Source organism: Allostigmatella hybrida (assembly GCF_020103775.1).
GTDB classification, from domain to species: domain Bacteria; phylum Myxococcota; class Myxococcia; order Myxococcales; family Myxococcaceae; genus Hyalangium; species Hyalangium aurantiaca.
In genome coordinates this window covers 48947-74232 of record NZ_JAHXBH010000007.1, presented here as the reverse complement: position 1 = coordinate 74232, position 25286 = coordinate 48947, and the positions used below count along the sequence as shown (strand labels likewise).

Below are 25286 nucleotides of genomic sequence, written 5' to 3'. Positions count from 1 at the left end.
CCCGGCACATCCCCCTCGAGCAGCGCTCCTCGGGGGGGATGCGGCGCCAGACCGAGGCCCGTCAGCGTGGGTAGAGCAGGTAGGGGCGGCGCTGGGCGTCGAACGCCGCCAGCTCTTCCTGCCACGCGCCGATGATGTCGTCCGTGGACGCCCCGGCGTCGATCATCGTGCGCAGCCGCTCGGACCCGCTCAGCTTGTCAATCCAGTGCGGCCGCGCGGAATCCCAGGCGTCGGCCCGCCAGGCGAAGGCGGGGTACTTGCGCGCCTCCACCAGCATCGCGACGGCCGTCCGGATGGGATCGAAGACCTGGGGGTGGGTCACCTTCACCTCGACGCCCGCGCACAGCGTGTTGACGAACTTGTTGAACGTCGGCGTGAAGTAGGCCTCCCGGAAGGACACCCCGGGCAGGTTCGCGGCGTTGAGCCGGTCACTCCAGTGGTAGTCGAACCCGGGCCCGCCGATGAGCTCGAACGGACGCGTGGTGCCGCGCCCCTCGGACAGGCTCGACACCCCCTCGAACATGCCGGTGCCGGGGTACAGCAGCGCGGTGTCCTGGGTCGGCATGTTGGGGCTCGGCATGACCCACGGAACGTCCGTGTCGCCGCCCATCATGTCCGCCGCCCATCCGCTGCACTCGATGACCTCCAGCTCGACCGGGCGCCCGGCCTCGGCCGGCAGGAACTCGCCGTTGAAGAAGCGGGCCAGCTCTCCGATGGTCATCCCGTGCTGCTGGACGATCTCCTTCTTGCCGACGGCGGTGGTGAAGCGGGGGGTCATCATCGGCCCGTACGCCTTGCCGCCCACCGGATTGGGCCGGTCGAGCACGACGTAGCGCAGCCCGCGCCGGGCGGCGGCGGCCATCGAGTCGTAGAGCGTCCAGATATAGGTGTAGAACCGGCTGCCGACGTCCTGGATGTCGAAGACGAGGGTTTGCGCGCCGGCCCGCTCGTAGAGGCCCTCCCAGGTGGCCTGGCTGGCGTTGTACGCGTCGTAGACGGTCAGCCCGGTGCGTGCATCGGTCCCCGTGCCCTCGGTGTCGCCGGCCTGCGCGGAGCCGCGGAAGCCGTGCTCGGGACCAAAGACGCCTCCAATGGTCAGCCCCCCGGTGCCCTGGGCGTGCGCATGCAGCAGGTCGACCAGGTGGCTGTACCTGCCGTTCACGCCGGTCGGGTTGGAGATGATGCCGATCCGCTGACCGGCGAGCGCCGCGAAACCGCCCTCGACCAGGCGATCCAGGCCGGTGCGCACCGGAAATCGGGGTCGCAGGCTGGGTTCTTCCGGCGCGGGGCTCTCCCTGTCGACGTCCGTATCACCACAGGCGATGGCGCTGACGGCGGCCCCACCGCCCAGGGCGAGAACGCTTCGGCGGCTCAGCCGTCCAGGAACTCTCTCCATAACACCTCTCCAGTTTCGATTTTCGCCGGGAGGGTAGTCGGCGGCCAGAGCGCCGACAAGACGCACCAGGACACGGTGCCAATGCCAGGCTCGATGGAGTCGAGAGAGGGAAAGGCAGCCGAGGTGAATGAGTTGGAAATGATGGCCTGATATAGCGCATCAGAAGGAGAGGGGCAGAGTTGAAGGGAACGGGCGAGGGCAGAGAGGCAGAGGAGGGCTGCTGACGAGTGCCGGAGAACCCAAGGCCACGTCGGTGTGCCGAAGGTGCGCCGCCTCATGCGGCGTGTGTTCTTCCTCCATCCTCGTGCAGTACGAGCGCTGGCATGGGGGGCGGCGAACATGCGGCCCAGCACGCGGAAGAAGCGAGCGCGGTGGTCCCAGCTATTCACGCCGCCGAGGCGGTGCTGGGCGCGGGAAGGCGCCACGGCCCGAGGCGGTGCGCGGCACGGACGCGCGGTCACCACGTACCTGGAGGACTCCACGGCGCCGAGGTGGTGCTCGGCACGGGTGCTGGCTGCCGCCGCGCTCGGAGGAGGCGCCACGTCCCGAGGTGGCGTATGGGAAAGCCCAATCCGCTGAGTCCTGGCCGTGGGCCGTCCGCGCCCCGGAGAATGGCCCCCATTCCCACCGGGGGGCTTGATGAGGGTGCATCGCGCTGCCGCGCTGCTGCTGCTGGCTTTGGTGACAGGTTGTGCCTCGGGGCGCGTGGTGCGCTTGGAGACGGGCCGGGGGCCGCCAGTCGTCTTCACGCCTGACAGCGGCGATGCCGAGCCGGTGGAGGTGGAGCGGCGCGAGTTCAAGGAAGCCGTAGCGCGGCTGGCGCGGGACATGCGGCCCCCAGCCAATCCCCAGCAAGCCGCGCGGCACCTGATGGGAGCGGATGCCCGAGGCGGTGCGTACTTCTTCAACCAGCGGACCCGGCAGCTCACGCCGCTGGACGGGACTGCATTGGTGGCCTCCGACATGCCGCCAGCGGAGGTGGAACTGACGCGGGCGTACCTGCGCTGGTGCGAGCGCACCGGGCGCAAGGGCGACTGTCTGCGCCTGTTGGTGGATAGCCCCGGCGTCACCGGAGACGGGCGCTACACGCTGGCCATGGCCCTGGCTCAAGGCATCGTCCGCGAAGAGATGCTGGATGCCTTCCGAGACATGGCCGACCCGCACGCGGCGCTATCGGCGGCGCTGTGGACCATGACGATCTACCTGGTCATCTGGTCGGTACCCGAGCCGGTGAGCAAGGGCCTGGCTGCCGTCATGACGGCAACAGCCATCGTCTACCTGGGGGTGGACACCTTTTGGACGCTGATAGCGGGCTTCAAACGGTTGGTGGAAGCAGCCGACCGGGCCACCACGTTTGACGAACTGCGCGACGCGGGCGAGCGTTACGGAAAGGTCATGGGCCGGAACGCGGCGCGAGCCTTCGCGCTGCTGGCGACGGTGGCCGTGGGCCACACGGCGACGGGATTCGCCAGCACGGTGCCCACGCTGCCTGGCTCCGCCCAGGCGGCGGCACTGGCTGGGGGCCGAGCGGGCATCCGCCTTGTCGCCGTAGGAGAAGTGGGCGCGGTGGTTGTGTCGGGCGAGGCTGTCACCGTGGCGCTGGCGCCTAACGCGGTGGCCATGTTGGCACAGGCCATGGGGGGCGCGACTGCCGCCCCGGTGGACGCGGAGGGCCATGACCACCACATCGCGACGAACAAGTGGTGGAAGTCCACCCACAATGACGGCCCGTGGTCGCCCGAGTTTCAGAAGATTTTCGACAAGGCAGGCATGTCGCTGGACGACTCTTCCAACATCGTTCGCGTCAAGGGCCACAAGGGGCCTCACCCGACGGAGTATCATGAGCGAGTTTTCGAGCGGCTGACTGATGCGACACGAGGGTGCCGCACCATGCAGCAATGCCGCGATGCGCTGACAGCGGAACTCCGCAAGTTGGGGCAGGAAATCGCCACTCCAGGCACCAGATTCAACAGGCTGGTGACGAGAACCTAGTAGGGCCACAATGGTCAACATGCCTAAGCGGTACTTCAAGCTTGCCGTCGACATGTCTGTTAAGGCGCGTTGGTCGCTCGGAATGCTCGCTGAGTTCCGGGGCCAGGAGGTGAACGACCCGTGGGCGTTCACGGATGGAAGACCCCTTCCTGACCCGGGACGCTTGACGCTTCCCGTTACCAACCCGGGAAGGGCGGTGGACTTCAGTTACGGGGGCATCGCTACTCCGGTGGTACATCCCAGGGTCGCGTCCGTCTTCGCTCAGCTCGCTCCCGAGGACGTACAGCTCTTCCCTGTGGGGATTGAGGGCCAACCCGAGCTGTTCTGTGTCCTCGTGGCCAACAAGTTGATTCGCTGCATTGATGACGGGGCTTGCGAAGAGGTCCAGGTATGGACGCCAGAGGATGGGCGACCTGAGAAGGTCGGACAGTACCGGGATATATGGGGCTTGCGCATTGACACCTCCAAGGTGGGCGACGCTAAGGTGTTCCGTACCTGGGGATGGCACATCGCATTGATCGTCCGTGAGGAAATCCGCGATGCGCTAGAGCGCCTGGGCGCCACGGGAATGAAGTTTGAAGAGGTTTAGCCCGGATCGATCACGGGTAGAGGGGACACCGCGTAGCGACCGACCGATAACTGGAGAGTTCTCAAGGCTTTCCACCTATCGACAGGAGCTACGCGGTGAAAACAGAGTGTACCCCGAATCAGCTGGAGTTCGACGGCGTCGGGGGGGCGGAAGTTGGTGGTCACGTTCGATGCGGACCACATCTCCTCGGACGGCGGACTGATTCTGCTGCACCGGACCGGCCGGAGATTCGGGCTGATGCGCAAGTTCGCCGCCTGTTTTCGCGACCTTCGCGCCCCGGACCTCATCCACCACTCCCTGGAGGAACTGGTGCGCCAGCGCGTCTTCGCCCTCGCCTGCGACTACGAGGACTTTGTGGACCATGCCACATTGCGCAATGACCCACTGCTCGCGGCAGTGGTCGGCAAGGCAGACCCGGCGCAGCAGTTGGCCAGCCCGAGCACGCTCAATCGGCTGGAGCTGACGCCAGCGAAGGCCACCTGTGACGCGCGTTACCGCAAGGTCGTCTACGACGCGCAGGCGGTGGAAGCCTTCTTCGTCGACGCCCTCCTTGATGCGCACCGCCGACCGCTGCGCGAGGTGGTGCTGGACCTGGACGCCACCGACGAGCCCATCCACGGCACCCAGGAAGGCCGCTTCTTCCACGGCTACTACGGCAACTACTGCTACCTGCCGCTCTACATCGTCGCGGGTGACTTCCTGCTGGTCGCCAGGCTGCGCACCTCCGACATCGACGCGGCTGCGGGCGCGCTGGAGGAGGTCCAGCGGATTGTAGCTCGCCTCCGCGCGCGCTGGCCTGCCATTCGTATTGTGGTGCGTGCCGACTCGGGTTTCGCACGCGATGGTCTCATGACGTGGTGCGAGGAGAACGGCGTTGACTACGTCTTTGGTTTGGCCCGCAGCAAGCGGCTGCAGCAGATGATTGCCACGGACATAGAGCTGGGGCGAGCAGTGTCGCGGGAGGAGCGCGACGGCGTACCGACGCGTGCCTACCGGGAACTGCGCTACCGGACACGTGACTCCTGGACGCGCGAGCGCCGCGTGGTGGCCAAGGCCGAGTGGCTGGGCGACAAGCACAACCCTCGCTTCGTTGTCACCTCCTTCTCCGAGGAGCAGCACCCCTCCCAGGCGCTCTACGAGGAGCTCTACTGCGCACGCGGTGACATGGAGAACCGAATCAAGGAACAGCAGCTGGGCTTGTTCGCTGACCCGACCAGCGCCCACACGATGCGTGCCAACCAGCTGCGCCTGTGGTTCGCCTCCGTGGCCTACGTGCTGCTCAACCTGCTGCGGCACTTCGGCCTGAAAGGCACGGAGCTTGAGCGTGCCCAAACGGGCACCCTTCGGCTCAAGTTGCTGAAGGTCGCCGCCCTCGTCCGTGTGAGCGTCCGCCGAGTCGTTCAGTCACTGAGTGCCGCCGCCCCGGTGCGAGACCTTTTCGTGCGCATCGCGGAGCAACTGCGCACTGCCTCCGCTCCATCCTGACGTCCGCTGCTCTTTGACACCCTCGCGCGGGTCCCATCTCCGGCCGGAGATGGCCGAGCTTTGCCGTTGCCGAAGTCAGAACCAGCGCGAGACCAAGCACGAGGCCACCAGCAGGCTACGCTGCGACGCCAGCTCAATGGCCGTGCCCGGTGTGACCGATCCGGGTTAGCTGTTCACCGATGCCCCGACCGGATAACGGCAGGACAGCGCCTTGGCCAGGCCCGGCACGCCCTGAATGCCCTGGATGCCTTGAGGACCGGTGGCCCTCTTGGGCCCTGGCGGGCCCTGCACGCCTTGAGGCCCTTGCGGTCCGGTGTCCCCCTTGTGCCTCGGCGCTCCGATGTCTCCCTTGAGGCCTTGCGGTCCCAGCGCGCCCTGAGGACCTCGCGTCCCGGCCTCTCCCTTGGGTCCGACCGCACCCATGTTCACATCGAAATAGTCGTTCTGCGCTAATAGCTCCTTCACGTACGCCAAAGCCCGCCACACCGCTCAGTCCCACAAGAAGGAAGCTCACACCACCGAGGACCCGCTCGCGGAGTACACCCTCTTCATAGCGTTTGCAGGCTGACGCATCAGGGCGATGTTGCACTTGACAATATTCACTCGGAATGAGAGACGAGTTTGACAAGACTCTCGCAGGACAGAGTGCATCGCTTTGAGATGCTGCGAATTGCGCCATTCAAAGGCGAGGCGCATCGACAGAGGCTCCAGTCCGGTTGCAGCACAGCGGTAGGAAACCCGCGCTCCTTCATCTTCGCTGGTGGACTTGCCTGGTGAGGAACTCCAAGCGCACGATCCGAGGAGACAAACGCATGAGTGTTTCTAAGCCGAGGGAAGTAAGTTCTGTCAGGGGGCAGCGTCGCTGAAGCCGAGAAATCGGTGCTCCGCCGAACAGCCCCCTGACCACACTTGCCTCCACTGGCTTAGGCCATGGGACAGACACAGGAGAAACGAATTGAACAGAGACACACGACTGAGAATGGAATTAATTCTGCGGGTTTGGCTGGGCGCATTGATTCTGGTCGGCTGCGGAAAAGCCACTGAGTGGGAAACTCCATCCGCCTCGCGCGATTCCGCACTGGGCGCTCAACAAGCAAGAAGCCGTGTCGCAGTAGGCTCAAACTATTCCCTGGCCGTACGCGCCGATGGTACTGTCTGGGCTACGGGCTACAACGCTTATGGTCAGCTCGGTGATGGGTCCACGACTTCTCGCACGGCGCCGGTGCCGATGCAGGGACTCAGTGGCGTGGTCTCCGTCGCAGCGGGCTACAGCCATTCATTGGCGCTGCGCTATGATGGCACGGTCTGGACGACTGGAAGCAATAGCTACGGACAGCTAGGAACCAGTTCTGGCAGCCGGTCGACTCCAGCGCAAGTGCAAGGCATTACCGGAGTCACGGCCATAGCATCCGCAAGCTACCATTCGTTGGCATTGCGTTCGAACGGCACGGTCTGGGCTTGGGGTATGAACAGCTCCGCCGAACTCGGGGATGGCTCTACCATCAACCGGACCACACCCGTGCAGGTGCAAGGACTCAGTGGCGTTCTGGCCATCAGCGCGGGCAGCGGACATTCGCTGGCGCTGCGCTCAGATGGCACTGTCTGGTCTTGGGGAGACAACACTTCCGGCCAATTGGGAGACGGGACAAAGGTTGGACACACCACACCAGTACAGATCCAGGGGTTGAGTGGAGTCGTGGCCATATCCGCAGGCAGCGCCAAGTCGGCGGCGCTGCGCTCCGACGGCACTGTCTGGATCTGGGGACGATCCGTCGTCGGAGAGTACGATTTGAGCAGTATCTCCACTATCGTGCAGACCACCCCCACGCAGGTATTAGGCGTGAGCGAAGTGACGGCGATTGCAGTGAGCGGAGACCATACACTGGCGCTGCGCTCCGATGGTACCGTCTGGGGTTGGGGAAGGAATTCCTCGGGTCAGCTCGGAACTGGAGCGAGGGTGGGCCAATTCACGCCGGCTCCAATCGTAGGACTTGGTGGAGTCGTGGCCATCGCGACAAATTATGGCCATTCGCTCGCTCTGCGCTCTGATGGTACTCTTTGGGCCATGGGCGACAATCGCTATGGCCAACTGGGCGATGGGACCACGAGCGCTCGTTCCACACCCGAGCAAACTCAAGCATTGGAGGGAATCACGGCGGTGGCAGCGGGCTTGAACCACGCCCTCTTCCTTCGCTACGACGGAACCGTCTGGGCCTCGGGCCAGAACTACCACGGTCAGTTGGGAGATGGCACTCGAAACAATCGAACCGAGCCGACGCGGGTGCAAGGGCTCGACGGGGTCGTTGCCGTGGCCGCCGCTTCAAGCCACTCGCTTGCGTTGCGCTATGACGGTACGGTATGGGCTTGGGGTGGGAACACGGATGGCGCGCTTGGAGATGGAACCCAGAATATCCGCACCGCCCCCGTCCGGGTCTTGGGTTTGACTGAAGTCGTTGCCATCACTGCAGGTGGTTCTCAATCGACAGCATTGCGCTCCAATGGCACCGTCTGGGTCTGGGGTGCTATCTTTGACAAAGACACCGGACCGGATGGCTATCAAGGCCACACGCAATCCACGCCAGTCCAGGTGCAAGGGCTCAGTGGCGTCTTGGCCATTGCCACTGGAGGCTCTCACCAGCTGGCACTGCGTTCAGGTGGAACCGTATGGGCCTGGGGCAACAATCACTCCGCCCAGCTCGGAAACGGAACTTTGAATGGAAGTGCCACGCCTCTGCAGGTGTCAGTGCTCACCGGAGTCGTTGACATTGAAGCAGGCTATTCCCACTCGTTGGCATTGCGCTCTGATGGCACCCTGTGGTCCTGGGGCGAGAACGGCGCTGGCCAGTTGGGTGATGGAGCCACAACGAAACGCACGCAACCCGTTCAAGTATTGAGTGACACTGTGTCCATGGGTGCGGGCACCTCTCAGTCGTTCGCACTGCGCTCCGACGGTACCCTGTGGGCCTGGGGCGATAATTCCTACGGTCACTTGGGGGATGGAACCACGGCGAGGCGTCTTTCACCGGTGCAAACGCAAGGTGTGAGTGAGGTGGCCGCCATCGGTTCGGGTTATGGCTACTCGCTGATGGTGCGCTCAGACGGCACCGTGTGGGCATGGGGCTCCAACTCCGACGGTCAATTCGGGCATGGACCTGCCCAGTATTCGACCTTTCCACTTCGCTCCTTTCTCTACTGACGCGGCGCGGGTTCAAACACGGAGAACTGGTCATTGTCCGAGGACCCCTGAGGAACTCCGTGACAGTGACCGGCTCTCGGCTGGCACACCTCGCCAGTAGGTTTTCGTGCAGGAGCGATACTGGGGCGTCTGGTGGTGCTCGCCAAACGCAAACGCATAGGAGGGACAGGGGCACTGATACGTGCGCGGGAGGTGAATGGAACGATGGGGGAGAAGGCGGCCCGAGCCTTCGTCATGCTGGCGATGGTAGCGACGGGCAACACGGCGACGGGCATGGCGGCGGCGCTGCCCAAGTTGCCGGGAGCCGGGCAGGCGGCGGTGGTAGCCGAAGCACAGCTGGGCATCCGTTTCACGGCCCCAGCTCTGGCTCAGGTGGGATCGGTCGCCATCAATGCCGAGGGCGTTACCATCGCGCTGGCCCCCAACGCAGTCGCCATGGCGGCACGCGATAACTCGGGCGGCAAGGCGGGCGCGCAGGCTGCGCTGCCCAGCTCCGGTGGGCCGGGTGAATGGGTTGAGGCGAACGAGTCCATGTCCGAGAGCGCCCGGACCTATCAAGCCCAGAGGACGGGGGCGCCCAAGGGCTACGCCTACCGCGTCAAAGCTGCTTGCTCAGGCGCAGCACCAGTTCGCAGCCGCCAATGGAGCGCCTATCCGGTGGATCGTCGCTGAAGAGAAACTCGCAGGTGCACTCAAGAAGATGTTCCGGGATGCGCGCCTCCCGATTGAGGTCGTCCCTGTTCCCCCTGTTCCCCAACTCCGTGAGGAGTAGAGGTTCGATGATCGAGACCTATTACGCGGGCGCCTACTGGCTCGCCCGGCGTGAATCCGCTGAGGCATGTGCACGACGCGCGGAGCGTTTCTTCCAACTCCTGGGTCGCTGCGACCCGGCGTGGAGCTGCTGGTATGAGAAGGCAGATTCCTTCGAGGAGGCGCGCAAACTTCAGTTCGCCATGGACGCCGCGAGCTTCCAGAAGCTGTTTGCACAGAGAGAGAACCAGGTCGCTGCTGGCTTCTCATTCCACCTGTGGACGGGTGATAATCTGGAGGAGACCTCCCTCGTTGATGGCAATTGCGGCCATTCCTCCCTCCACCTTCCGTCCACCTGCGTGCTCAAGCCTTACGATGAGGGGCCGATCAGCGAGAGGGTGCTGACCGCTCCTGTCATGACCGAGGTGCTGCGCGCCATGGCCCTGACCTGGGAGCCAGAGTGGGGAGTGGTCACCTCACACCAGTACGACAGCCTCATCTCAGAGCAGGTCATGCCCGCAGGCACCTCGATGGGCTGGGTGATGTACTTCTCGCGGCTGCGCGGCACGGTGCCTCCACTGCCTGCTCCCGTGCGTATCGAGCCCTTGGAGGACAAGGGCCCCATCGTCATCCTCACTCCCGAGCGGTTCACCGCGTCCAACTCAGAGCACGTCGCGCTGGCCGCACGCGTCCACGAGCTGCTGGACTCGGCCGGGCTGCTGCGGAAGTCGCAGCCCTGGCCAGCAGGGTGACTGCATGGCCGTAGGGCTGTCGATCCCGCTCGTCAGTGCCCGCCGCCACTCCTCCTCCCCATTCTCCAAGTGACAGCCCCCTCACTGTACTCGTGGGCTTACGCCAGGAGACGATCCTTGAGCTTCCGCAACGTGTCTTGCTCAATCCCGCAGGCTTCGCGGAGGTAGGTCTCGACCGAGCCATGCCGCTTCATGAGGGTGCCGTGCACCTCCTCCAGGAAATCGGGGTGCGCCATCAGGATCAACCGCATGCGCTCCGACGAGACTTGAGCCAGCGTCAAGACCCGCATCACCTTGAGGAACTTCTCCAGGCGAGGCGCAAAGTAGTCATTGGTCCGCAGGTAGCCCTCCATCACCTCCTCGTAGCGGACGCCTGCCAGCCACTGAATCAGGGCCGCCAAGAAGCCAGTACGGTCCTTGCCCGCAGTGCAGTGGATCACCGCCGGGAGGTTCTGCTCCTCGGCAAGCAAGGTGAAGACCTCGCGAATGCGGGCTGTCTGCTCGAATGCGATGTGGTGGTAATAGGCTCTGCTGAACTCCCGGAACCGCTCGCCGCCGGTCTTCCCGAACAGGAAGCCGAGCAGCTTCCTGCGGCTGCCGTCCTGGGTCGCCTGCTCGTGGAGCGGGATGTTGACCACCCGGATCGACTCGTCCGGAAGGCGCAGCCGCCGCTTCTGGCGCTCCCCGGGAGAACGCAGATCGCAGATCAGCTGGATGCCGAGCCCGCGCAGCTTGACCCAGTCTTCCGCGTTCAGGCGGGACAGCTCGTCCGAGCGGAACAGCACACCGGTTCGCAACGTCCGTCCGTCCGCCGTCTTCAGGCCGCCAACGTCGCGGAAATTCGACAGCCTCTGGAAGGGATGAACAACCATGGCCCCCCGTCTCCCATCAACGCCCAGGGGAGACAAGTGGACTTGGTAGAGTGCGCTGAAACGGCGCTCGAAAGGCGAGGCATGGAACAGACGAAACCGCGCACGGGATTTCCCATCCTGGCCGTCCGCGAACTCCCCCCCGTGCTGGCGTTCTATCGTGACGTGCTGGGCGGCGAGGTGGTCTACCAGTTTCCGGAGGAGCAACCGGCCTATCTCTCGTTGCGCATCGGGGCCGCGGAGCTGGGGCTGGGCACTCACGCCAACCCTCCCCGTGGCCCGAGCCAGGTCTCCCTGTGGTTCTACGTCGACAGTGTCGATGAGACCGTCCAGAAGGCCATCGCCGTGGGAGCCCCCGTGACCGCCCCTCCCGAGAACCAGCCCTGGGGCGAGCGCATTGCCCGCCTTGTCGATCCGACGGGCATCGAGGTCATCGTCGCCGAGCCGATGGGCTCGTGAGCGATGGCTCCCGTGGACGGGGCTCCCACCCGCGCAGCGGAGCATCCCGGCCCAAGACGATAAAGGGCGCCCAATGGTAGGGATGGGGCTGGGTGGCACGCAGCCCGCGCATGGCCTCGCGCATGGCGGTGGCCCGTCCCCGCCCCGCCAGCAGGTTGCGGTAGTAGGCCTCCATCAGCTGCTGGGTGGAGTCGTCGTTCACCTTCCACAAGCTCATCACCACGGTCTCCGCCCCCGCCACGATGAAGGCGCGGCGCAGCCCGTAGACCCCCTGCCCCAGCCGGACGTCGCCCCGGCCCGTGTCACAGGCGGACAGGACGACCAGCTGCGTGCCCCACAGGTTGAGGCCCGCCAGTTCCAGCGCGGTCACGAGCGAGCTGTCCAACGGAGAGGGGATTCCGCTGGAGGCGCCAGACACCGGAGCGCTTGCCCCCGCGAAGAAGAGACCGGAGCGCAGCAGCGGATCCGGCGGGCTCTCGGCGAACACGTCTTCGCCCAAAGCGCCAAAGTGGCCCACGGCGCGGGACTGTGAAGGCCCGGAGACATCTTCCAAGAAGAAGCCATGGGTCGCCAGGTGGAGAATGCCGGGGGCCTCCGGCAGGTGCAGCAGGCGTTCCTTGGTGGCCTCGGGGCCCAGGAAGAGCTTGGCATGGGGAAGCAGCCGCTGGATGGCCTCCGCTTCCTGGCGGGTGCCGGGCAGTGGGCCGAGCGCCACCCCCCGCGCGCCAGAACGCTCGGTCTGTGCGGAAGCCCCTGCCACGGAGAAGGGCTGGGCGGAAGGCGCGGCACTGAAATCCGGATCCGCCAGGACAACGATGGAAGTGGCCGGGGCCGTCTTCTGGGGACGGGGCAGCAGATCCTTCCCGGAGGTGACGGAGGTAAAGTCGAAGGCGTCCACCAAGAACCGGTGGCCATCGTGCAAGGCGGCGAAAGGCACCAATCCCAGCTGGCCATCCGGTGAGAGGAAAAGACGGTGCGCCTTTCCCAGCAACGGCAACAGCGGCTGGAACACAAGCTGGTAGAGCGCCTGGGCATGCGGTTGAAAGTCCGCATCCCGGCTCGCCAGGGCATCCCGCAGGCGAGCAGCAACGGAGTCAATGGGCCCGGCGGGTCCCAGATCACAGACCCGGATGGTGGCGTCCGGCAAGAGCACCAAAGCCAGGTAGCGCATCGGGTGGGCCTGTTGGCTCATGGAGATGCCGGACTTGGGCACGAGCGGGCGGTCCTCATAGGCAATGAACTCGATGAGGGCCCCCTCCTGGGGCAAGGCCGCGGCGACGCGGCCGGTGATGCGGGAAAGCGGTGGCAGCGCGGCCAGCGCGCGCAGGGGGGCGGAGCGCTTGGCCAGCTCGGCTTCGAGGGCATTGCCCTGCCCGGCGAGTTCCTGGAGCCGGCGTTGGTAGGCCGTAGACGAGAGCGAGCCAGGACCGTGAAGCGAGAGGGTGGCCAGCTGATTGCGCAGCCCTCGCAGCCGCGAGAAGGTCCCCTGTTCCTCAGGGCCCAGGCTCCGGTAGACGGCACGGGAAATACCGGCCGTCTCCTCCGCGGAACGTCCCTTGAGCAGCAGGGCCGCACCCAGGGCCAGCTCCCTCACTTGAGCATTGTCTGGATAGGCGCGTACCAACGAATAGAGCCGCTCCTCGTTGATGCGCAGATACTGGAGAAAGCTGGCCAGGCGCGCTTCGGAAAAGTCGAGTGCCTCATTGCGCAGGCGCAATTCGGAGATGGCGAACGCGCGCGCGAAAAGGGGAACGGCCACACTCACACGGCGCTGAGCCAGCTTGAGCACAGCGAGATCATTGAGGGAGGAGGCCACCTCGGGATGGCCCTTGCCAAGGGCTTTTTCCTGAATGGCGAGTGAGCGCTCGAACAGGGACTCGGCCTGGTCATACCGGCCCTGCTCCCGGTAGATGCTGGCGAGGATGTTGAGCGAGGCGGCCACCTCGGGATGATTCTTGCCAAGGGCCGCTTCCGCCACGGCGAGCGCGCGTTGGCACAGCGGCTCTGCCCGGTCATACATCCCCTGCTCCCAGAAGAGCGAAGCCAGGTTGCTGAGCGCCTGGGCAACGTTGAGATGATTCCCGCCAAAGGTCTCTTCCATGATGGCGAGCGCACGCGCGTACAGGAGTTCGGCCTGGCTGTACAACCCTTGGGATTTGTAGACATTGGCAAGGTTGTTAAGGAACTGGCCCGTGGTGCGGTGATGCTTGCCAAGAACCTCTTCCGCCACGGCGAGTGCGCGCTCGTACAGGGGCCCCGCCCGGCCATACATCCCCTGCTCGAAATAGAGGGATGCGAGGTTATTGAGCAAGGCGGCAGTGGCGGGATGGCTCCCGCCAAGGACCTCTTCCCGGATGGCAATCGCGCGGACATACAGCGGCTCGGCCCGGCCGTACATCCCCTGGGCCCGGAAGAGGTTGGCCAGGGTATTGAGTGATTGGGCCACGTCGAGATGGTTCTTGCCGAGGGCCGCCTCCCGGATGGCGAGCCCACGCTCGCAGAGCGGCGCCGCCCGGTCATAGAACCCTTGAACCTTGTAGAGGGTCGCCAGGGCGTTGAGCGACTGGGCAACGCTGAGATGGTGCTTGCCGAGGGCCGCTTCTTGGATGGCGAGCCCCCGCTGGAGCAGTGGCTCGGCCCGGACAAAGTCCCCCTGCACCTGGTGCAACTCGCCGAGCAGGTTCAGGGCATTGGCGGTCTCGGGGTGCAGACCTCCGAGCAGCGCCTCCCTCAGCGCGAGGGCACGCGCTGCTTGCACGGCGGCCTCGGCGTATTTGCCTGCCGCCTGGAGCGCTTTCGCCCCGTCATAGGCCGTCTGCGACTCCTGCAACCGCGCATCGGAGGGTGTCCCCTCCCCGGCCGCTGCTCCAACGGAGCAACACAGGAGTGCCACCGTCATCCACCGCATCCATCGGGAAACCTGCCATTCACAGTCTCTGTGCCGGCGCATGCTGCGGACACTGCTCCTTTCGGTGGGAGGCGCTCACCCCAGAAGGGACTCCTGGGATGAGCATGCTGCGCTCAACTCACGGGCCGTTGAACTTCGTCACGAACGCGTCGTGTCCCCCGCCCGGACCGTAGACGTTCGCCGGGAAGTCGGCCGAGTAGGTGCTGCCCGTCACGAACGCCGCGCCCGACGTGTTCACCGCGATGCCCGAGCCCACGTCCGAGCTGTTCCCGCCCAGATAGGTCGAATACGTGTAGGCATTGAACGTCGCGGTCAACTGCACCACGAAGGCGTTGGAATCCGGCGGGGCAAACCGCTGGTAGGCGAGGTTCGTCGTGGGGAAGTTGGCCGAGGAGGTGTAGCCGGTGATGTAGGCGACGCCCGTGCTGCTCACCGCGATGGCCGCGCCGGACTCTGCGGCGTTTCCGCCGATGTACGTGGCGTAGATGCGGGCGCCCGTGGTGCCGAACTTCACCGCGAAGGCATCTCCCGCGCCTCCCGGCGCGAACTGGACAGCGCTGGTGGTAACCGGGAAGCTCTGGATGCCATTGAGCGCGGCCGTGGAGCCGGTGACGTAGGCATTGCCCGAGGGGTCCACGGCGATGGCATTGCCAGAATCAAACGTATTCCCACCCAGATACGTCGAATAGACCAGGGCGGAGCCCGTCGCGTTCAGCTTCGTGATGAAGGCATCCTGGGGGCCCTTCAGGAAGGCCTGGAAGGCGCTGGCGATCGGGAAGTTGGCCGAATCGGTGGTGCCCGTGACGTAGGCATTGCCAGACCTGTCGATGGCGATGCCATGGGCCCGGTCGACCCCCGTGCCGCCAAAGGCCAGGGCGTAGATGAACGCCGTGCCCGTGGGGTTGATCTTCCCCACGGCCACATCGATGCCCGGAATACCATTGTTGACGCTTCCGGTCACATACGCGTTGCCCGCGGTGTCCACGGCAACGCCCGAAAGCTCATCCCAGCCGAGGGTGACGGAGTAGACCAGCGCGTTCCCCGCCGGGTTCACCTTGAAGAGGGCCGGCCCTGCGCTCAGGGTTCCCACCACATAGGCATTGCCCGCGCTGTCCACGGCGATGCCCCGGCTCTGCGTGCCAGGAATGTACGTGAAGTACAGGTTGGTGCCCGTGGGGCTCATCTTCGCGACGAAGACGTTGGGGACCCCACCGAAGGTGGTGGTCGTCCCCGTGATATAGGAATTGCCCGCGGTGTCCACGGCGATCGCGTTGCCGAACTCCTCGCCGGAGAACCCCAGATACGTCGAGTACCCAAGGCTCGCGATCCGCTGCTTCGCCGTGGCCAGCTGGCTGTCCCGCACCTGGTGGAGCGTCCCATGCTCCGTGGGGAGCAAGTCGTAGGTGCCGGTGTCTTCACCCGCGCAGCCAGACATCAGTGCAACCACAGCAAAAAGATTCAAAGCAACTGGCGACCGAAACATACGTCTCCTTGGCTGGCGAGAAAGAGGAACTCGCACCGCCAGTGAGGAGCCGCCGCGCCAGAAAATGATGCAGAGAATTTATAGGCTTTTGAACAAACCGGAATTCCGGACACATCCACGAAAACGGAGGATGTGCAGACGCGCCTCGCTCAAGACTTCGGCTGAAGCATGTCCGGCGGGAAGGTGCTAGCGTCGCTGGGGTTGAGGCCCGCCTTCACCAGATCCTTCAGGTACTGGCTGTTGGCCTCGCATGCCAGCGGACCTGCGCGACCTTCGTGCCTTCTGTCTGGCCGTGGACCACGGCTCGCTCACCGCCACGGCGCGGCTGCTCCGTGAGACCAAGGGCTCGGTGAGCCGGAGACTCACCCGCCTGGAATCAAGCCTCGGTGTTTCGCTGGTCCGCCGCAGCCCCCGGCTCGTGCAACTTACGGAGGATGGCGTCCTCTACCGGCAGCGTGTCGGGCAGGCGCTCGAACTGCTCGAGGACGCAACGGATGCACTCATCGAAACACGGGGGCACCCGCGCGGGCGGATTCGCGTCACGGCTCCGCCAGACTTCGCCAACACCCTGGAGTTGCTGCTGACCGACCGGGAGCTCGATTTTGATGCACATCAATTGGATGTCGCGCTTCGAATGGCCCCGGCCCTTCGCGACTCTTCGCTGATCGCCCATCGGCTTCTCGATGTGCGGATGGGCTTTGTCGCCTCCCCGGCGTACCTCGAACGGGAGGGCTCTCCGCGCCACCTGGCGGACCTCGCGAAGCATCGCGTCCTGATGATGCGTCACGACAACGGTCCCGGCGGCATTCGCCTCACGCCAAGCGTCGTGGCGCAAGACGGTGCGTTCCTCCGTTCCCTGGCCTTGGCGGGAACGGGGATTGCCTTCCTCCCCCTGGCCGTGGCCGAGCCGGACCTGGAACAGGGCCGGCTGGTCCGGCTGATGCCAGAGCAGGACAGTGGGCACCGGTTTGCCTTGTATCTGCTGCATCCGGCTGCCCCCCTGGTCCCCGCCAGGATCCGCGCGTTCCGCGACTTCATGGCCCAGGAATTCCGCAGCCCGGGCCGCTCCAGGTAGCGCCGCGCGTCCGTTTCCCGGGGCACTCAGCCTTCGGCGCCAGGGGTGCTGAGCGGCCGCCGCTGGTGCTGGGCCTGGTGCTGCGGGAACATGGCCACGAAGAACTCCGACCAGCCTCCCATGCGCACCCGGACCACGTCGTACTTCTCCGGCTCCAGCGCCGCCTGCTTGAACGTCTCGGGATTGGCGCAGGTGATGGTGAGGACGTTGGAGCCGTGCCCCTGGGCGAACGCGGCCAGCACCCGCTCCAGCGATTCCACCGGGAAGTCCTCGCGGATGTTGAAGTCCGTGGGGGCGCCGCTCGTGTAGGACTCGACGCCCTTCCCCGTGTAGCCGGAGAGCGCCTGGAGCATGGCCACCTCCTGATGGTTCACGGGCTGGTCCGCGAAGCTGGGCGAGGGGCTCAGGTCCGAGGCCAGCGTCTCCCCGAGCCGCCGGCCATCCGCAGAGGCCCCGCAGGTGGCGCCGAACTCGACGTAGTTCTCGAAGGTCCCCGCGCCGGGCTGCACCTGGAAGCCGCCAAAAGGCTTCTCCGGCGTCCCGAGCCGCTGGGCCAGGGCTACCATCTTCGCGGCCGTCGGCTCGGCCGGCTCGGTGAAGACCCGCACCGCCGTCTCCGCCACACGCTGGAGGAGGTCGCTGCCGAAGCGATCCACCTCTTCATTGCCGCGGCCGTACCGGGGCAGCGCCAGGGCCACCCGGCGCAGCTCCTGGAAGCGCTCGGACTTGGCCTCGATGCGGGCCTGCCCCGCCAGGGTGCTGATGAAGGGCTCGTCCATCGTGAAGCCCCAGTCACAGATGAGCGCCTCCACCAGCTCCGGGAGCGACGTCACCGCGGTGTCCGGCTCGAACACCATCTTCCGGATGGCGTACAGCGAGTTGATCACCGTGGACAGGCCCGTGAAGCACGGGGCGACCATGTTGTAGCGCGCACCGCCTTCGTAGAGGTCCAACCCCTTGTCGATGCAGTCGTCGATGAACATCGACAGCAGCGGGGAGGGGCACACGGCACTCATCGTGCCGAACACGGCCACCAGCCCGTCCACCTGCTTGGCGTACATCCAGCTCAGGTGCTGGAAGAAGATCTCCTGGAGCTGCTCGAAGCTGCGGATCTCCGTGGGCGGGGGCGAGGTGAAGGACACCCGCTGGCCGCGGAAGTACATGGGGCCCGCCGTGCTCCAGCTCTTGCCCTGGTTGAGCGCGGCCTCCAGCGGCGTGACGGCCGTCATCCCCCCCAGGGTGAACCAGTTCTGGCCGACGATCTGCGGCTCGTAGCAACCATCGCACGCGTAGTCGCGGGCAGCCTGGAGCACCACCTCGCTGCGCCACGCGCGTCCGGCCTTCTGCGCCACGGGCGTGAAGGCCGTGAGCTGGGTGCCCTGCCCCACGCCATCCCCGCTGTGGAGCAGCCCGGGGATGATCTTCTCGTCGCTGAGCAGAATCGGGTGGGCTCCACCGCTGAGCAGGGCGAGCGCCGCCTCGTGCAGGTACTCGGCGGGGATGTCCTTGCGCACGCGCAACGAGAGGCACGGCGCGTTGAGCGGCAGCCGCCGGGCCGCGCGCAGGCAGAACAGCGTGATTTTGTTGTACGCGGGCTTGCCCTCGCCGGGAGAGCCGTCCGCCACGGTGCCGCCCACCGTCACCTGCTGGATCCACTGGTTGTTCGCGGCGCCCTGGGGGTAATTGCCGCTCATACCCCCCATGGCCAGGTTGCCGAAGGGCTGGTGGTCCTCGACGAACTGGCGGTTGAGCTGCACCTTCTCGCCCAGCTTGATCCAGAAGCAGTCGATGATCTCCTGCGCCTGCTCGTCATCGAGGGTGCCCGCGGCCACATCCCGCTCGTAGAAGGGGAAGAGCATCTGATCCAGCCGGCCAATGGCGGTGGGCTCCCCCACCAGGTGCAGGCACGAGTGCAGCGTGAAGAGGAGCTGGGTGGCCTCGAGCAGCGTCTGGGGCCGCTCGGTGGACAGCCGCTTCATCCGCTCCTGGATCTTCAGCAGGTTGTCCCGCTCGGGGCGCTGCCCGGACGGCAGGCCTTCGGCCAGCTTGCCCGCGAGGGCCGCGTAGGCCACGCAGTGGTCCCGGACACCTTCGAGCGCGAGCAGGACCCCCCGGTAGAACTGGCGCTTGGTCTCGCCGGTGGCTGTGTCGTGGCGGGCCTGCACCTCGGCCATCAGGCCGCCGAGGCCGCTGTCCAGCGCCCGCTGGAAGCCGGGCACCAGGTGGCCCACGCCGGAGGCATGGCTCAGCCCGGCGAAGAAGTTGCCGATCTGCTCCTCCTGCCGGGCGTAGTCGATGACGTAGCGGCCCTGGCCGAGCCCCAGGTTGGGCAGCGCGCCGACAATGAGCTCCACGGGGTGGATGCGGTAGGTGTCCGCGCCGTTGATCCAGTTGCCCTGCGCGTCCTGGCGCCGGCCCCGGAAACCATAGGCCTCGCTGGCGAAGACGCTCCCCAGGCTGACCTTGATGGCCCACCCCATGCGCTCGACGACGGAGAGCCCCATCACCTCCCGGGCCTTCGCGGGCCCATACTGGCGCGCCACGTAGGCACACAGGTGCTCCAGCTCCTGCTGCGCCCGGCTGAAGTACCAGTTGTCCTGCCACCGGGCGAAGGCGTCCGAGAGCAGCTGCAGCACCCGGTTGGACGGGGGCAGGTGCGTCCGGCGCTTCTCGCCGCTCATCGTGGCCATCTGGAACAGGTAGTTCTTGTGGTTGTAATGCATGTACCCGTTGGACGAGGACACGTCGAAGTGCCGGTCCAGGCGGGTCCAGTCCACACCCGGGAAGCGCTTCCAGTTCTGCGTCTCGTGGGACTGGAGCGGCACGGGCTCCAGGTTGAGGTCCGTCTGGCTGGGGATGTAATAGAAGCCACCCAGGTTGGAGCGGACCTCCGAGAGGAGCCGGTCCCGCATAAAGCCGGGCTTGTCGCCAATCTGCTGCATCATGATGGTTTCGAGCGCGCGGACGCTCCGCGCATACCCGGCGAAGTAGATGCCCGCCTCATCGCGGAGGTTGGCGCCCTTGGCGCGCAGCTCCGCGCTCTCCACCGTGTTCGCGTGGCCGAAGGGCAATCCCAGCCGGAGCACCTGCTGGGTGTTGCCCTGCTCGTCCTGGACACGGGCGCTCTTGATGTGGCTGCGGCTGTCCTGCGTGGGAATGAGGATGTCCGCCGTGGTGCGCCCCACGAGGTCCTCGACCTGCTGGGGGCTCATGTCGAGAATGTGCTCCCAGTTGATCTCGAAGCGCTGCGCGATGACGAACGAGGCGCCCATGTGCACGGGGTCCTCGAACCCGACGAGCGTCTGCTCTTGAATGGAGACGGGGTCCGACGGGTTGTTGAGGTTCTCGGAGAAGCGGCAGCCGAGCACCTTGCCGCCGCGCTTGTCCGGGCGCGTGGACTTGGTCGCGGCCTTCTGGTGGTCCATCGGGCCAGAGCGCATGCACTGCTCCTCGTCCTCCAGCCGCTTGCGGATGAAGGCGAAGACCGCATCGCAGTGGGTCTCTTCGTCGGACTTGATGTGAAACCAGAGGTCGCCCTGGGAATCGACGAATGTCCCATGCGAGCGCGCGAACACAGCGGACCGGGAGGCCGGGGACTCCGGCGCGGGGAAGGCCAGCTTCATCCCCTCGGGCGGCTCGGTGCCCTCCTCGGCGCACCACTCCTGCCAGAGCCGGAAGCCCACCCCCACGATGGCGGAGGTGTTGGCGCTCCCATAATGGGTATGGATCTCCTCGCGGACGTCTTTCATCAACCGCTGGAGCACCGCCTTGGTCACCGGCTTGCCGGTTCCCTGGGGCACGCGCCAGAACGTGGCGAAGACGGCATACGGCGAGGGATAAACCAAGCCCCGCTGAACCAATGACCAGAGATCATGGCTGAGCTGGTTTCCCTGACGGGTGGACAGAGACTTCGCGGACTGGTGCGCTTGAGCCAAGACAGACGGCGTTCTCATGTAGGCCTCACGGATGGACACGTGGGGCCTGAACGCTGTCAAGCCCCCCCCTGGCTCCCCTTCTACCAGATTTTCACCCGCAGTGTCACCGCCCAGGCTCGAAAGCCAGACATCTAGAACGCCGAAGCCCCTCCAGGAAGCCCCAGGGCACGCTGGATGGCCACCTCGACAGGGGAAGCGCCGCCGTCCTTCCGGGATAGGTCCAGAGGATGCCGGGGAAGGAGGGGGGGCTGGGCCATGAACCGCGGTTGTGAGCCGCGATGGGGCTGCGCGGAATGAACGAGGAATGGGTGGCAAAGATAGACCGTGCCCGCCTCCCCCGTGGCCAGTGCTTCCGGGCACCCGGCGGTTTCATTGAACCCATTCGCGGCCAACTCTCGCAACGAGAGGCCGTCCTCTCCCGCAGGCGCCAGCATGCGGGCCGTGTGAAGGTGCGAGCCCACCCGGAGGCGGGTGGGCGCATCGGCCTCGCTCACATCCGAGAACAAGAACAGCATCAACAGCGCACGCCCTTTGGACGTGACGTTCGCCCGCCACGACATGAAGTCCGGGTTCTCCCATCCGAAGCTCACATCGATGTGCCAGCCCGCATCTCCCGGATCGTCCGGAGAGGGAAAGCGCACGGGAAACGTCCCCATGCTGCGGCAAGGCAGCCAGCGGCCTTCTCCCACGAGCTGATCAAACGCCGCATGCAAGACCGCCGTGCTGGCGGCATCCATGAAGGGCTGCTGCGTATACATGCCCAGCCGGATGACCGGCCGGTTCCAGGTGCTTGGCTGGGTGGGATCGCAACGCGTGTCCCGCCAGAGGATCGCCCGCGCCTCGTCCGCCAAGTGGCTCGGAAAGGCATGGTCCACCCGGACGAACCCTTCCTGAATGAACCGCTCGATTTGCTCGCCGGTCAGAGTTCCCGGCTTCTTGCCATCATTCGGCATGTGCTCCTCCCTCCACGAGCCCCCGCACGGTGGCCGCAGCCTTGCGCAGGTCCTCCTCGAAATGGACGCGGGCCTGAGCCCGGGCCCGCTCATCCGGCATGCGCAGGAGCGCCGAGGGATGGAACGTCGCCATCCACGCCTTCGCCCAGGGCGTCTCGAAAATCTGTCCCCGGCTCAGGTTAATGCGGAAGCCCGGCCCCAGGAAGGACTGGGCCGCCGTGGCTCCCAGGCAGACGATCATCTTCGGCTTCACCTGCGCCACCTCCGCGTCCAGCCAAGCCTTGCACGCGAGCACCTCGCGCCGGCCGGGTTTCGCGTGCAGCCGTTGCTTCTCGTCCCCCGTCCACCCGAAGTGCTTCACCGCGTTGGTGACGTAGAGCTCCTCGCGCTTCAGCCCTACCCCTGCGAGCACCTCGTCCAGGAGCTGGCCCGCCGGACCGAGGAACGGCTTTCCCTCCCGGTCCTCCGTGTCCCCCGGCTGCTCGCCCACGAGCATCAGCCGCGCCCCCACGCGCCCTTCGCCGAACACCGTGCGCGTGGCCCGCTCGTGCAGGGGACAGGCCCGGCACCCCTGCGCGGCCTGGGCCAGGGAGGCGAGGTCTCGCTGTCCGGGCAGAAAGAGGCTGGCGGCGGACACCTCGATGCGCGGCTGGACCATGCGCTCCGTGCGCTCCGGCGCCTGGCGCACCAGCTCTGGAATGAGCCGGGCCTCGGGCAGCGTCGCCCAGTGCTTCTTCGGCATCTCCGCGCGCATGGCCCTCACGTTAAGCCGCGCGGGATTGAAGACCGAGGCGTAATACGTCCCCCACATCTCCTCCAGGACGTCCGCCTCGGGCGCCTCCGAGCGTGGAACTCCCGGCCCAAACGTGAGCCGCTCCAGGTCCCAGGACACGCTCGCTTCCGGCGTGAGGATGCTCCAGCGCATGGCGGGAAAGCGCCGCGCGAAGAAGGGCGCCACGTACCGGACGATGAGGTGCTCCGGCCGGTGCCACGCGATGAAGTACTCCTCGCCCTCCCGCTCCACCCTCCGGAAGCGCACGAACGCCTTCATCTTGTGCGCGTCGCGCTGCACCGCCTTGGAGAGCATGAGCACCGGGTACACATCCGGGTCGCTCTCCACCTCCAAGAGCTTGCGCTCGCCGTGGGTGAGCCGCCACAGCACCCGGTAGAGCAGGCTCCAGCGGTCGGGCGAGCGGTGGCAGGCGGCCCGCTCCGCGAGTTCCAGGAACGCTGGAGGCACGGTTAGCCCCGTCCCGGGAGCGCTCGCCGGCACCGCCTCGGGCGCAAGCAGAGAGCCCTGCCGCCCCTGCTCCTCCGTGAAGTGGACCTGCCCGGGGGGAATGCCCCGCGCGAGCAGCCCCCGTGCCGCCGCGCGGAAGGACTCCAGGTCCCCGCCCACCTCCACCCGCATCAGAGTTCTCCCGTGAGCGCCTCTTGCGCGGAGGTGAACAGGGAGAGCTGCGTGGCGGGCGCCTTCACCCGCTCGGAGAGATACGCCGAGTCCAACAGCCCCGTGGGCCGGTGGTCCGCCGTCTGGATGAAGGGCTTCACGCGCGTGAGCGGCACCCGCAGCCGCGCCAGGTCCGCGAGCGTCACGCGGTGCCACCGACGGATGCGGAGCAGCCGGTCCACCGTGCGCACCCCCATCCCCGGCACCCTGAGCAAGATCTCACGCGGTGCCCGGTTCACATCCACCGGGAACAGCTCGCGCCGGCGCAACGCCCAGGCCAGCTTGGGATCCATCTCCAGCGACAGGTCCGGAGCCTCGGACGGCGCGAGCTCGTCCACACGGAAGCCATAGAAGCGCAGGAGCCAGTCCGCCTGGTACAGCCGGTGCTCGCGCACGAGCGGCGGGGACTTCGCGGGCAGCCGCGCGTCCACGATGGGAATGGGGCTGTAGGCCGAGTAGTACACGCGCTTGAGCCCGAAGCGCGAATAGAGTCGGCTCGCGGTGTCGAGGATGGTGGCATCCGGCGTGGGCGTGGCGCCGACGATCATCTGCGTGCTCTGTCCCGCCGGGGCGAACTTCGGGGCCTTGGGGCTCTCCTTCCGCTCGGCCTTCGACTGCTCCACCCGCGTGGAGATCTCCTTCATCGTCTCGCCCGTGACGGCGAAGCTCTTCTCCGGCGCGAGCTTGCGCAGGTCCCCGTCCGTCGGCAGCTCGATGTTGGCGCTCAGCCGGTCCGCGTACCGGCCTGCCTCGTCGATCAGCTCCTTGGACGCGCCCGGCACCGCCTTGAGGTGGATGTAGCCCTGGAACAGGTGCACCTCGCGCAGGGAGCGCGCCACCTCGATGAGCTGCTCCATCGTGTAGTCCGGGCTCTTGATGACCCCGGAGCTCAGGAACAGGCCCTCGATGTAGTTGCGCTTGTAGAAGTCGAGCGTGAGCAGCACCACCTCCGCCGGGGTGAAGCGCGCACGGGCCGTGTCACTGGAGATGCGGTTGATGCAGTACTGGCAATCGTAGATGCAGAGGTTGGTGAGCAGGATCTTCAGCAACGACACGCACCGGCCATCCGGCGTGTAGCTGTGGCAGATACCCATGCCCTCGACGCTGCCGAGTCCCTCCTTTGAAGCCTTGCGCTTGCCGCCGCTGCTCGAACACGAGGCGTCGTACTTGGCCGCATCGGCGAGAATCTCCAGCTTCTTGCGCACGTCCATGGGCGGATCCTACGCACCGTCCCTGACTCCGGAGAGCACGCGCGGCGCGTGGATCAGCAGGCAGGCGGACATCCGGTGGCGTGACGGACCGCAGCCCGGCGAGCCAGTCATCCGCCTTCCGGGCCAGGAATGACGGCGGTGGTGTAGAGCGAGTGCAGGCTCCAACCGAGCGTCTCGTAAAGGGCGCGTCCATCCGTCGTGGCCACCAGCAGGCCTTGACGGCCTCCCTGGGCCCGCGCGGCGGCTTCCAGGGCCAGGAGCAGGGCCCGCGCCAGGCCCCGGCGGCGATGCCCGGGCTCCGTGGCGATCCGGTCATAAATGATGACGTCGCCCACACAGACCATCCGGCCGCAGGCCGCCTCCTGGCCATCGGCGGTGGTGATCCGCGCCACCGTCGTTGGCGCACCACCGGCCAGTTCCAGCGCATAGCCCGCGGGGAGCGGGGCGTTACCCCGCATGGGCCCGTCACAGCGCATCATGAAACCCGGCGGGCGGATCTCCCATGCCGGCGGCAGCCCAGGACGCACCACCTCCGCGGGAGCACAGACCTTCAGGAAGCACCAGGGCGCGTCGATCTCCTGGGCCCGCCGCGTCACCTCCTCGGACCACCGCGCGTACACGTAGCGCACCCGCTGGTCAGGCAGACCAACATCGACCCGCAGCGACTCTCCCTCACGCACGGGCGGAGGCGTGCCCCGCGTCAGGGTCCAGCCGTTCACCCAGATCTCGACGAGCGCGGGATCGGCACGCAGGGAGGCTTCGTGAGCCGTCATGGACGGCGAG

15 protein-coding genes and 2 pseudogenes are annotated in these 25286 nt (G+C 66.3%); 8 read left to right on the top strand and 9 right to left on the bottom strand.

Features of this window, described 5'->3' with window-relative positions:
• Window positions 1-61: 61 nt before the first annotated feature.
• Window positions 62-1249 carry an exo-beta-N-acetylmuramidase NamZ family protein gene (locus KY661_RS14510; RefSeq protein ID WP_225410768.1) on the bottom strand — a complete coding sequence of 396 codons (1188 nt, stop codon included), beginning with the start codon at window positions 1247-1249 and terminating at the stop codon, window positions 62-64.
• 786 nt (window positions 1250-2035) lie between these two features.
• Here KY661_RS14510 and KY661_RS14505 point away from each other — a divergent pair.
• The 6 genes and pseudogenes from KY661_RS14505 to KY661_RS14480 all read left to right on the top strand — a co-directional run bounded on the left by KY661_RS14505 (window position 2036) and on the right by KY661_RS14480 (window position 10160).
• On the top strand, window positions 2036-3388 hold the full coding sequence (locus KY661_RS14505; protein ID WP_225410767.1) for an AHH domain-containing protein: 1353 nt from the start codon (window positions 2036-2038) through the stop codon (window positions 3386-3388).
• Between the two features lie 19 nt (window positions 3389-3407).
• A complete protein-coding gene (locus KY661_RS14500) occupies window positions 3408-3977 on the top strand; it encodes a hypothetical protein (protein ID WP_225410968.1) in 570 nt (189 codons plus the stop codon).
• Between the two features lie 95 nt (window positions 3978-4072).
• A pseudogene (locus tag KY661_RS14495) lies at window positions 4073-5462 on the top strand (IS1380 family transposase).
• A 955-nt stretch (window positions 5463-6417) separates the two neighbouring features.
• Entirely contained in the window at window positions 6418-8658 is a 2241-nt protein-coding gene (locus KY661_RS14490) for an RCC1 domain-containing protein (protein ID WP_317987260.1), read from the top strand.
• 201 nt (window positions 8659-8859) lie between these two features.
• Window positions 8860-9430, top strand: a pseudogene (locus tag KY661_RS14485) (AHH domain-containing protein); the annotation flags it as partial.
• 7 nt (window positions 9431-9437) lie between these two features.
• A complete protein-coding gene (locus KY661_RS14480) occupies window positions 9438-10160 on the top strand; it encodes an immunity 52 family protein (RefSeq protein ID WP_225410766.1) in 723 nt (240 codons plus the stop codon).
• 98 nt (window positions 10161-10258) lie between these two features.
• Here KY661_RS14480 and KY661_RS14475 read toward each other — a convergent pair whose 3' ends face one another.
• A complete protein-coding gene (locus KY661_RS14475; protein WP_225410765.1) occupies window positions 10259-11032 on the bottom strand; it encodes a tyrosine-protein phosphatase in 774 nt (257 codons plus the stop codon).
• Between the two features lie 81 nt (window positions 11033-11113).
• Here KY661_RS14475 and KY661_RS14470 point away from each other — a divergent pair, with 81 nt between their 5' ends.
• Window positions 11114-11488 carry a VOC family protein gene (locus tag KY661_RS14470; RefSeq protein WP_225410764.1) on the top strand — a complete coding sequence of 125 codons (375 nt, stop codon included), beginning with the start codon at window positions 11114-11116 and terminating at the stop codon, window positions 11486-11488.
• Here KY661_RS14470 and KY661_RS14465 read toward each other — a convergent pair.
• Entirely contained in the window at window positions 11460-14387 is a 2928-nt protein-coding gene (locus KY661_RS14465; protein WP_225410763.1) for a CHAT domain-containing tetratricopeptide repeat protein, read from the bottom strand. The genes KY661_RS14470 and KY661_RS14465 overlap by 29 nt on opposite strands.
• Before the next feature lie 127 nt (window positions 14388-14514).
• The gene (locus KY661_RS14460; RefSeq protein ID WP_225410762.1) at window positions 14515-15831 is read right to left on the bottom strand and encodes an SBBP repeat-containing protein; all 1317 of its coding nucleotides are present in this window, start codon (window positions 15829-15831) and stop codon (window positions 14515-14517) included.
• Window positions 15832-16129: 298 nt separating this feature from the next.
• Between KY661_RS14460 and KY661_RS14455 the strand changes: the two genes are divergently transcribed.
• Window positions 16130-16954 (top strand): LysR family transcriptional regulator, encoded by an 825-nt coding sequence (locus tag KY661_RS14455; protein ID WP_225410761.1) that lies wholly within the window; start codon window positions 16130-16132, stop codon window positions 16952-16954.
• 26 nt (window positions 16955-16980) lie between these two features.
• Here the strand turns inward: KY661_RS14455 and KY661_RS14450 are convergent, their stop codons facing one another.
• The 5 genes from KY661_RS14450 to KY661_RS14430 all read right to left on the bottom strand — a co-directional run bounded on the left by KY661_RS14450 (window position 16981) and on the right by KY661_RS14430 (window position 25276).
• Window positions 16981-20907, bottom strand: a complete 3927-nt coding sequence (locus KY661_RS14450) for a Dyp-type peroxidase (RefSeq protein WP_225410760.1) — start codon at window positions 20905-20907, stop codon at window positions 16981-16983.
• A 113-nt stretch (window positions 20908-21020) separates the two neighbouring features.
• Window positions 21021-21842 carry a phytanoyl-CoA dioxygenase family protein gene (locus tag KY661_RS14445; RefSeq protein ID WP_225410759.1) on the bottom strand — a complete coding sequence of 274 codons (822 nt, stop codon included), beginning with the start codon at window positions 21840-21842 and terminating at the stop codon, window positions 21021-21023.
• Window positions 21832-23253, bottom strand: a complete 1422-nt coding sequence (locus tag KY661_RS14440) for a UdgX family uracil-DNA binding protein (RefSeq protein ID WP_225410758.1) — start codon at window positions 23251-23253, stop codon at window positions 21832-21834. The genes KY661_RS14445 and KY661_RS14440 overlap by 11 nt, the downstream gene beginning before the upstream one ends.
• Entirely contained in the window at window positions 23253-24503 is a 1251-nt protein-coding gene (locus tag KY661_RS14435) for a putative DNA modification/repair radical SAM protein (RefSeq protein WP_225410757.1), read from the bottom strand. The genes KY661_RS14440 and KY661_RS14435 overlap by 1 nt, the downstream gene beginning before the upstream one ends.
• Window positions 24504-24610: 107 nt before the next feature.
• On the bottom strand, window positions 24611-25276 hold the full coding sequence (locus KY661_RS14430) for a GNAT family N-acetyltransferase (protein ID WP_225410756.1): 666 nt from the start codon (window positions 25274-25276) through the stop codon (window positions 24611-24613).
• Between the last annotated feature and the right edge of the window lie 10 nt (window positions 25277-25286).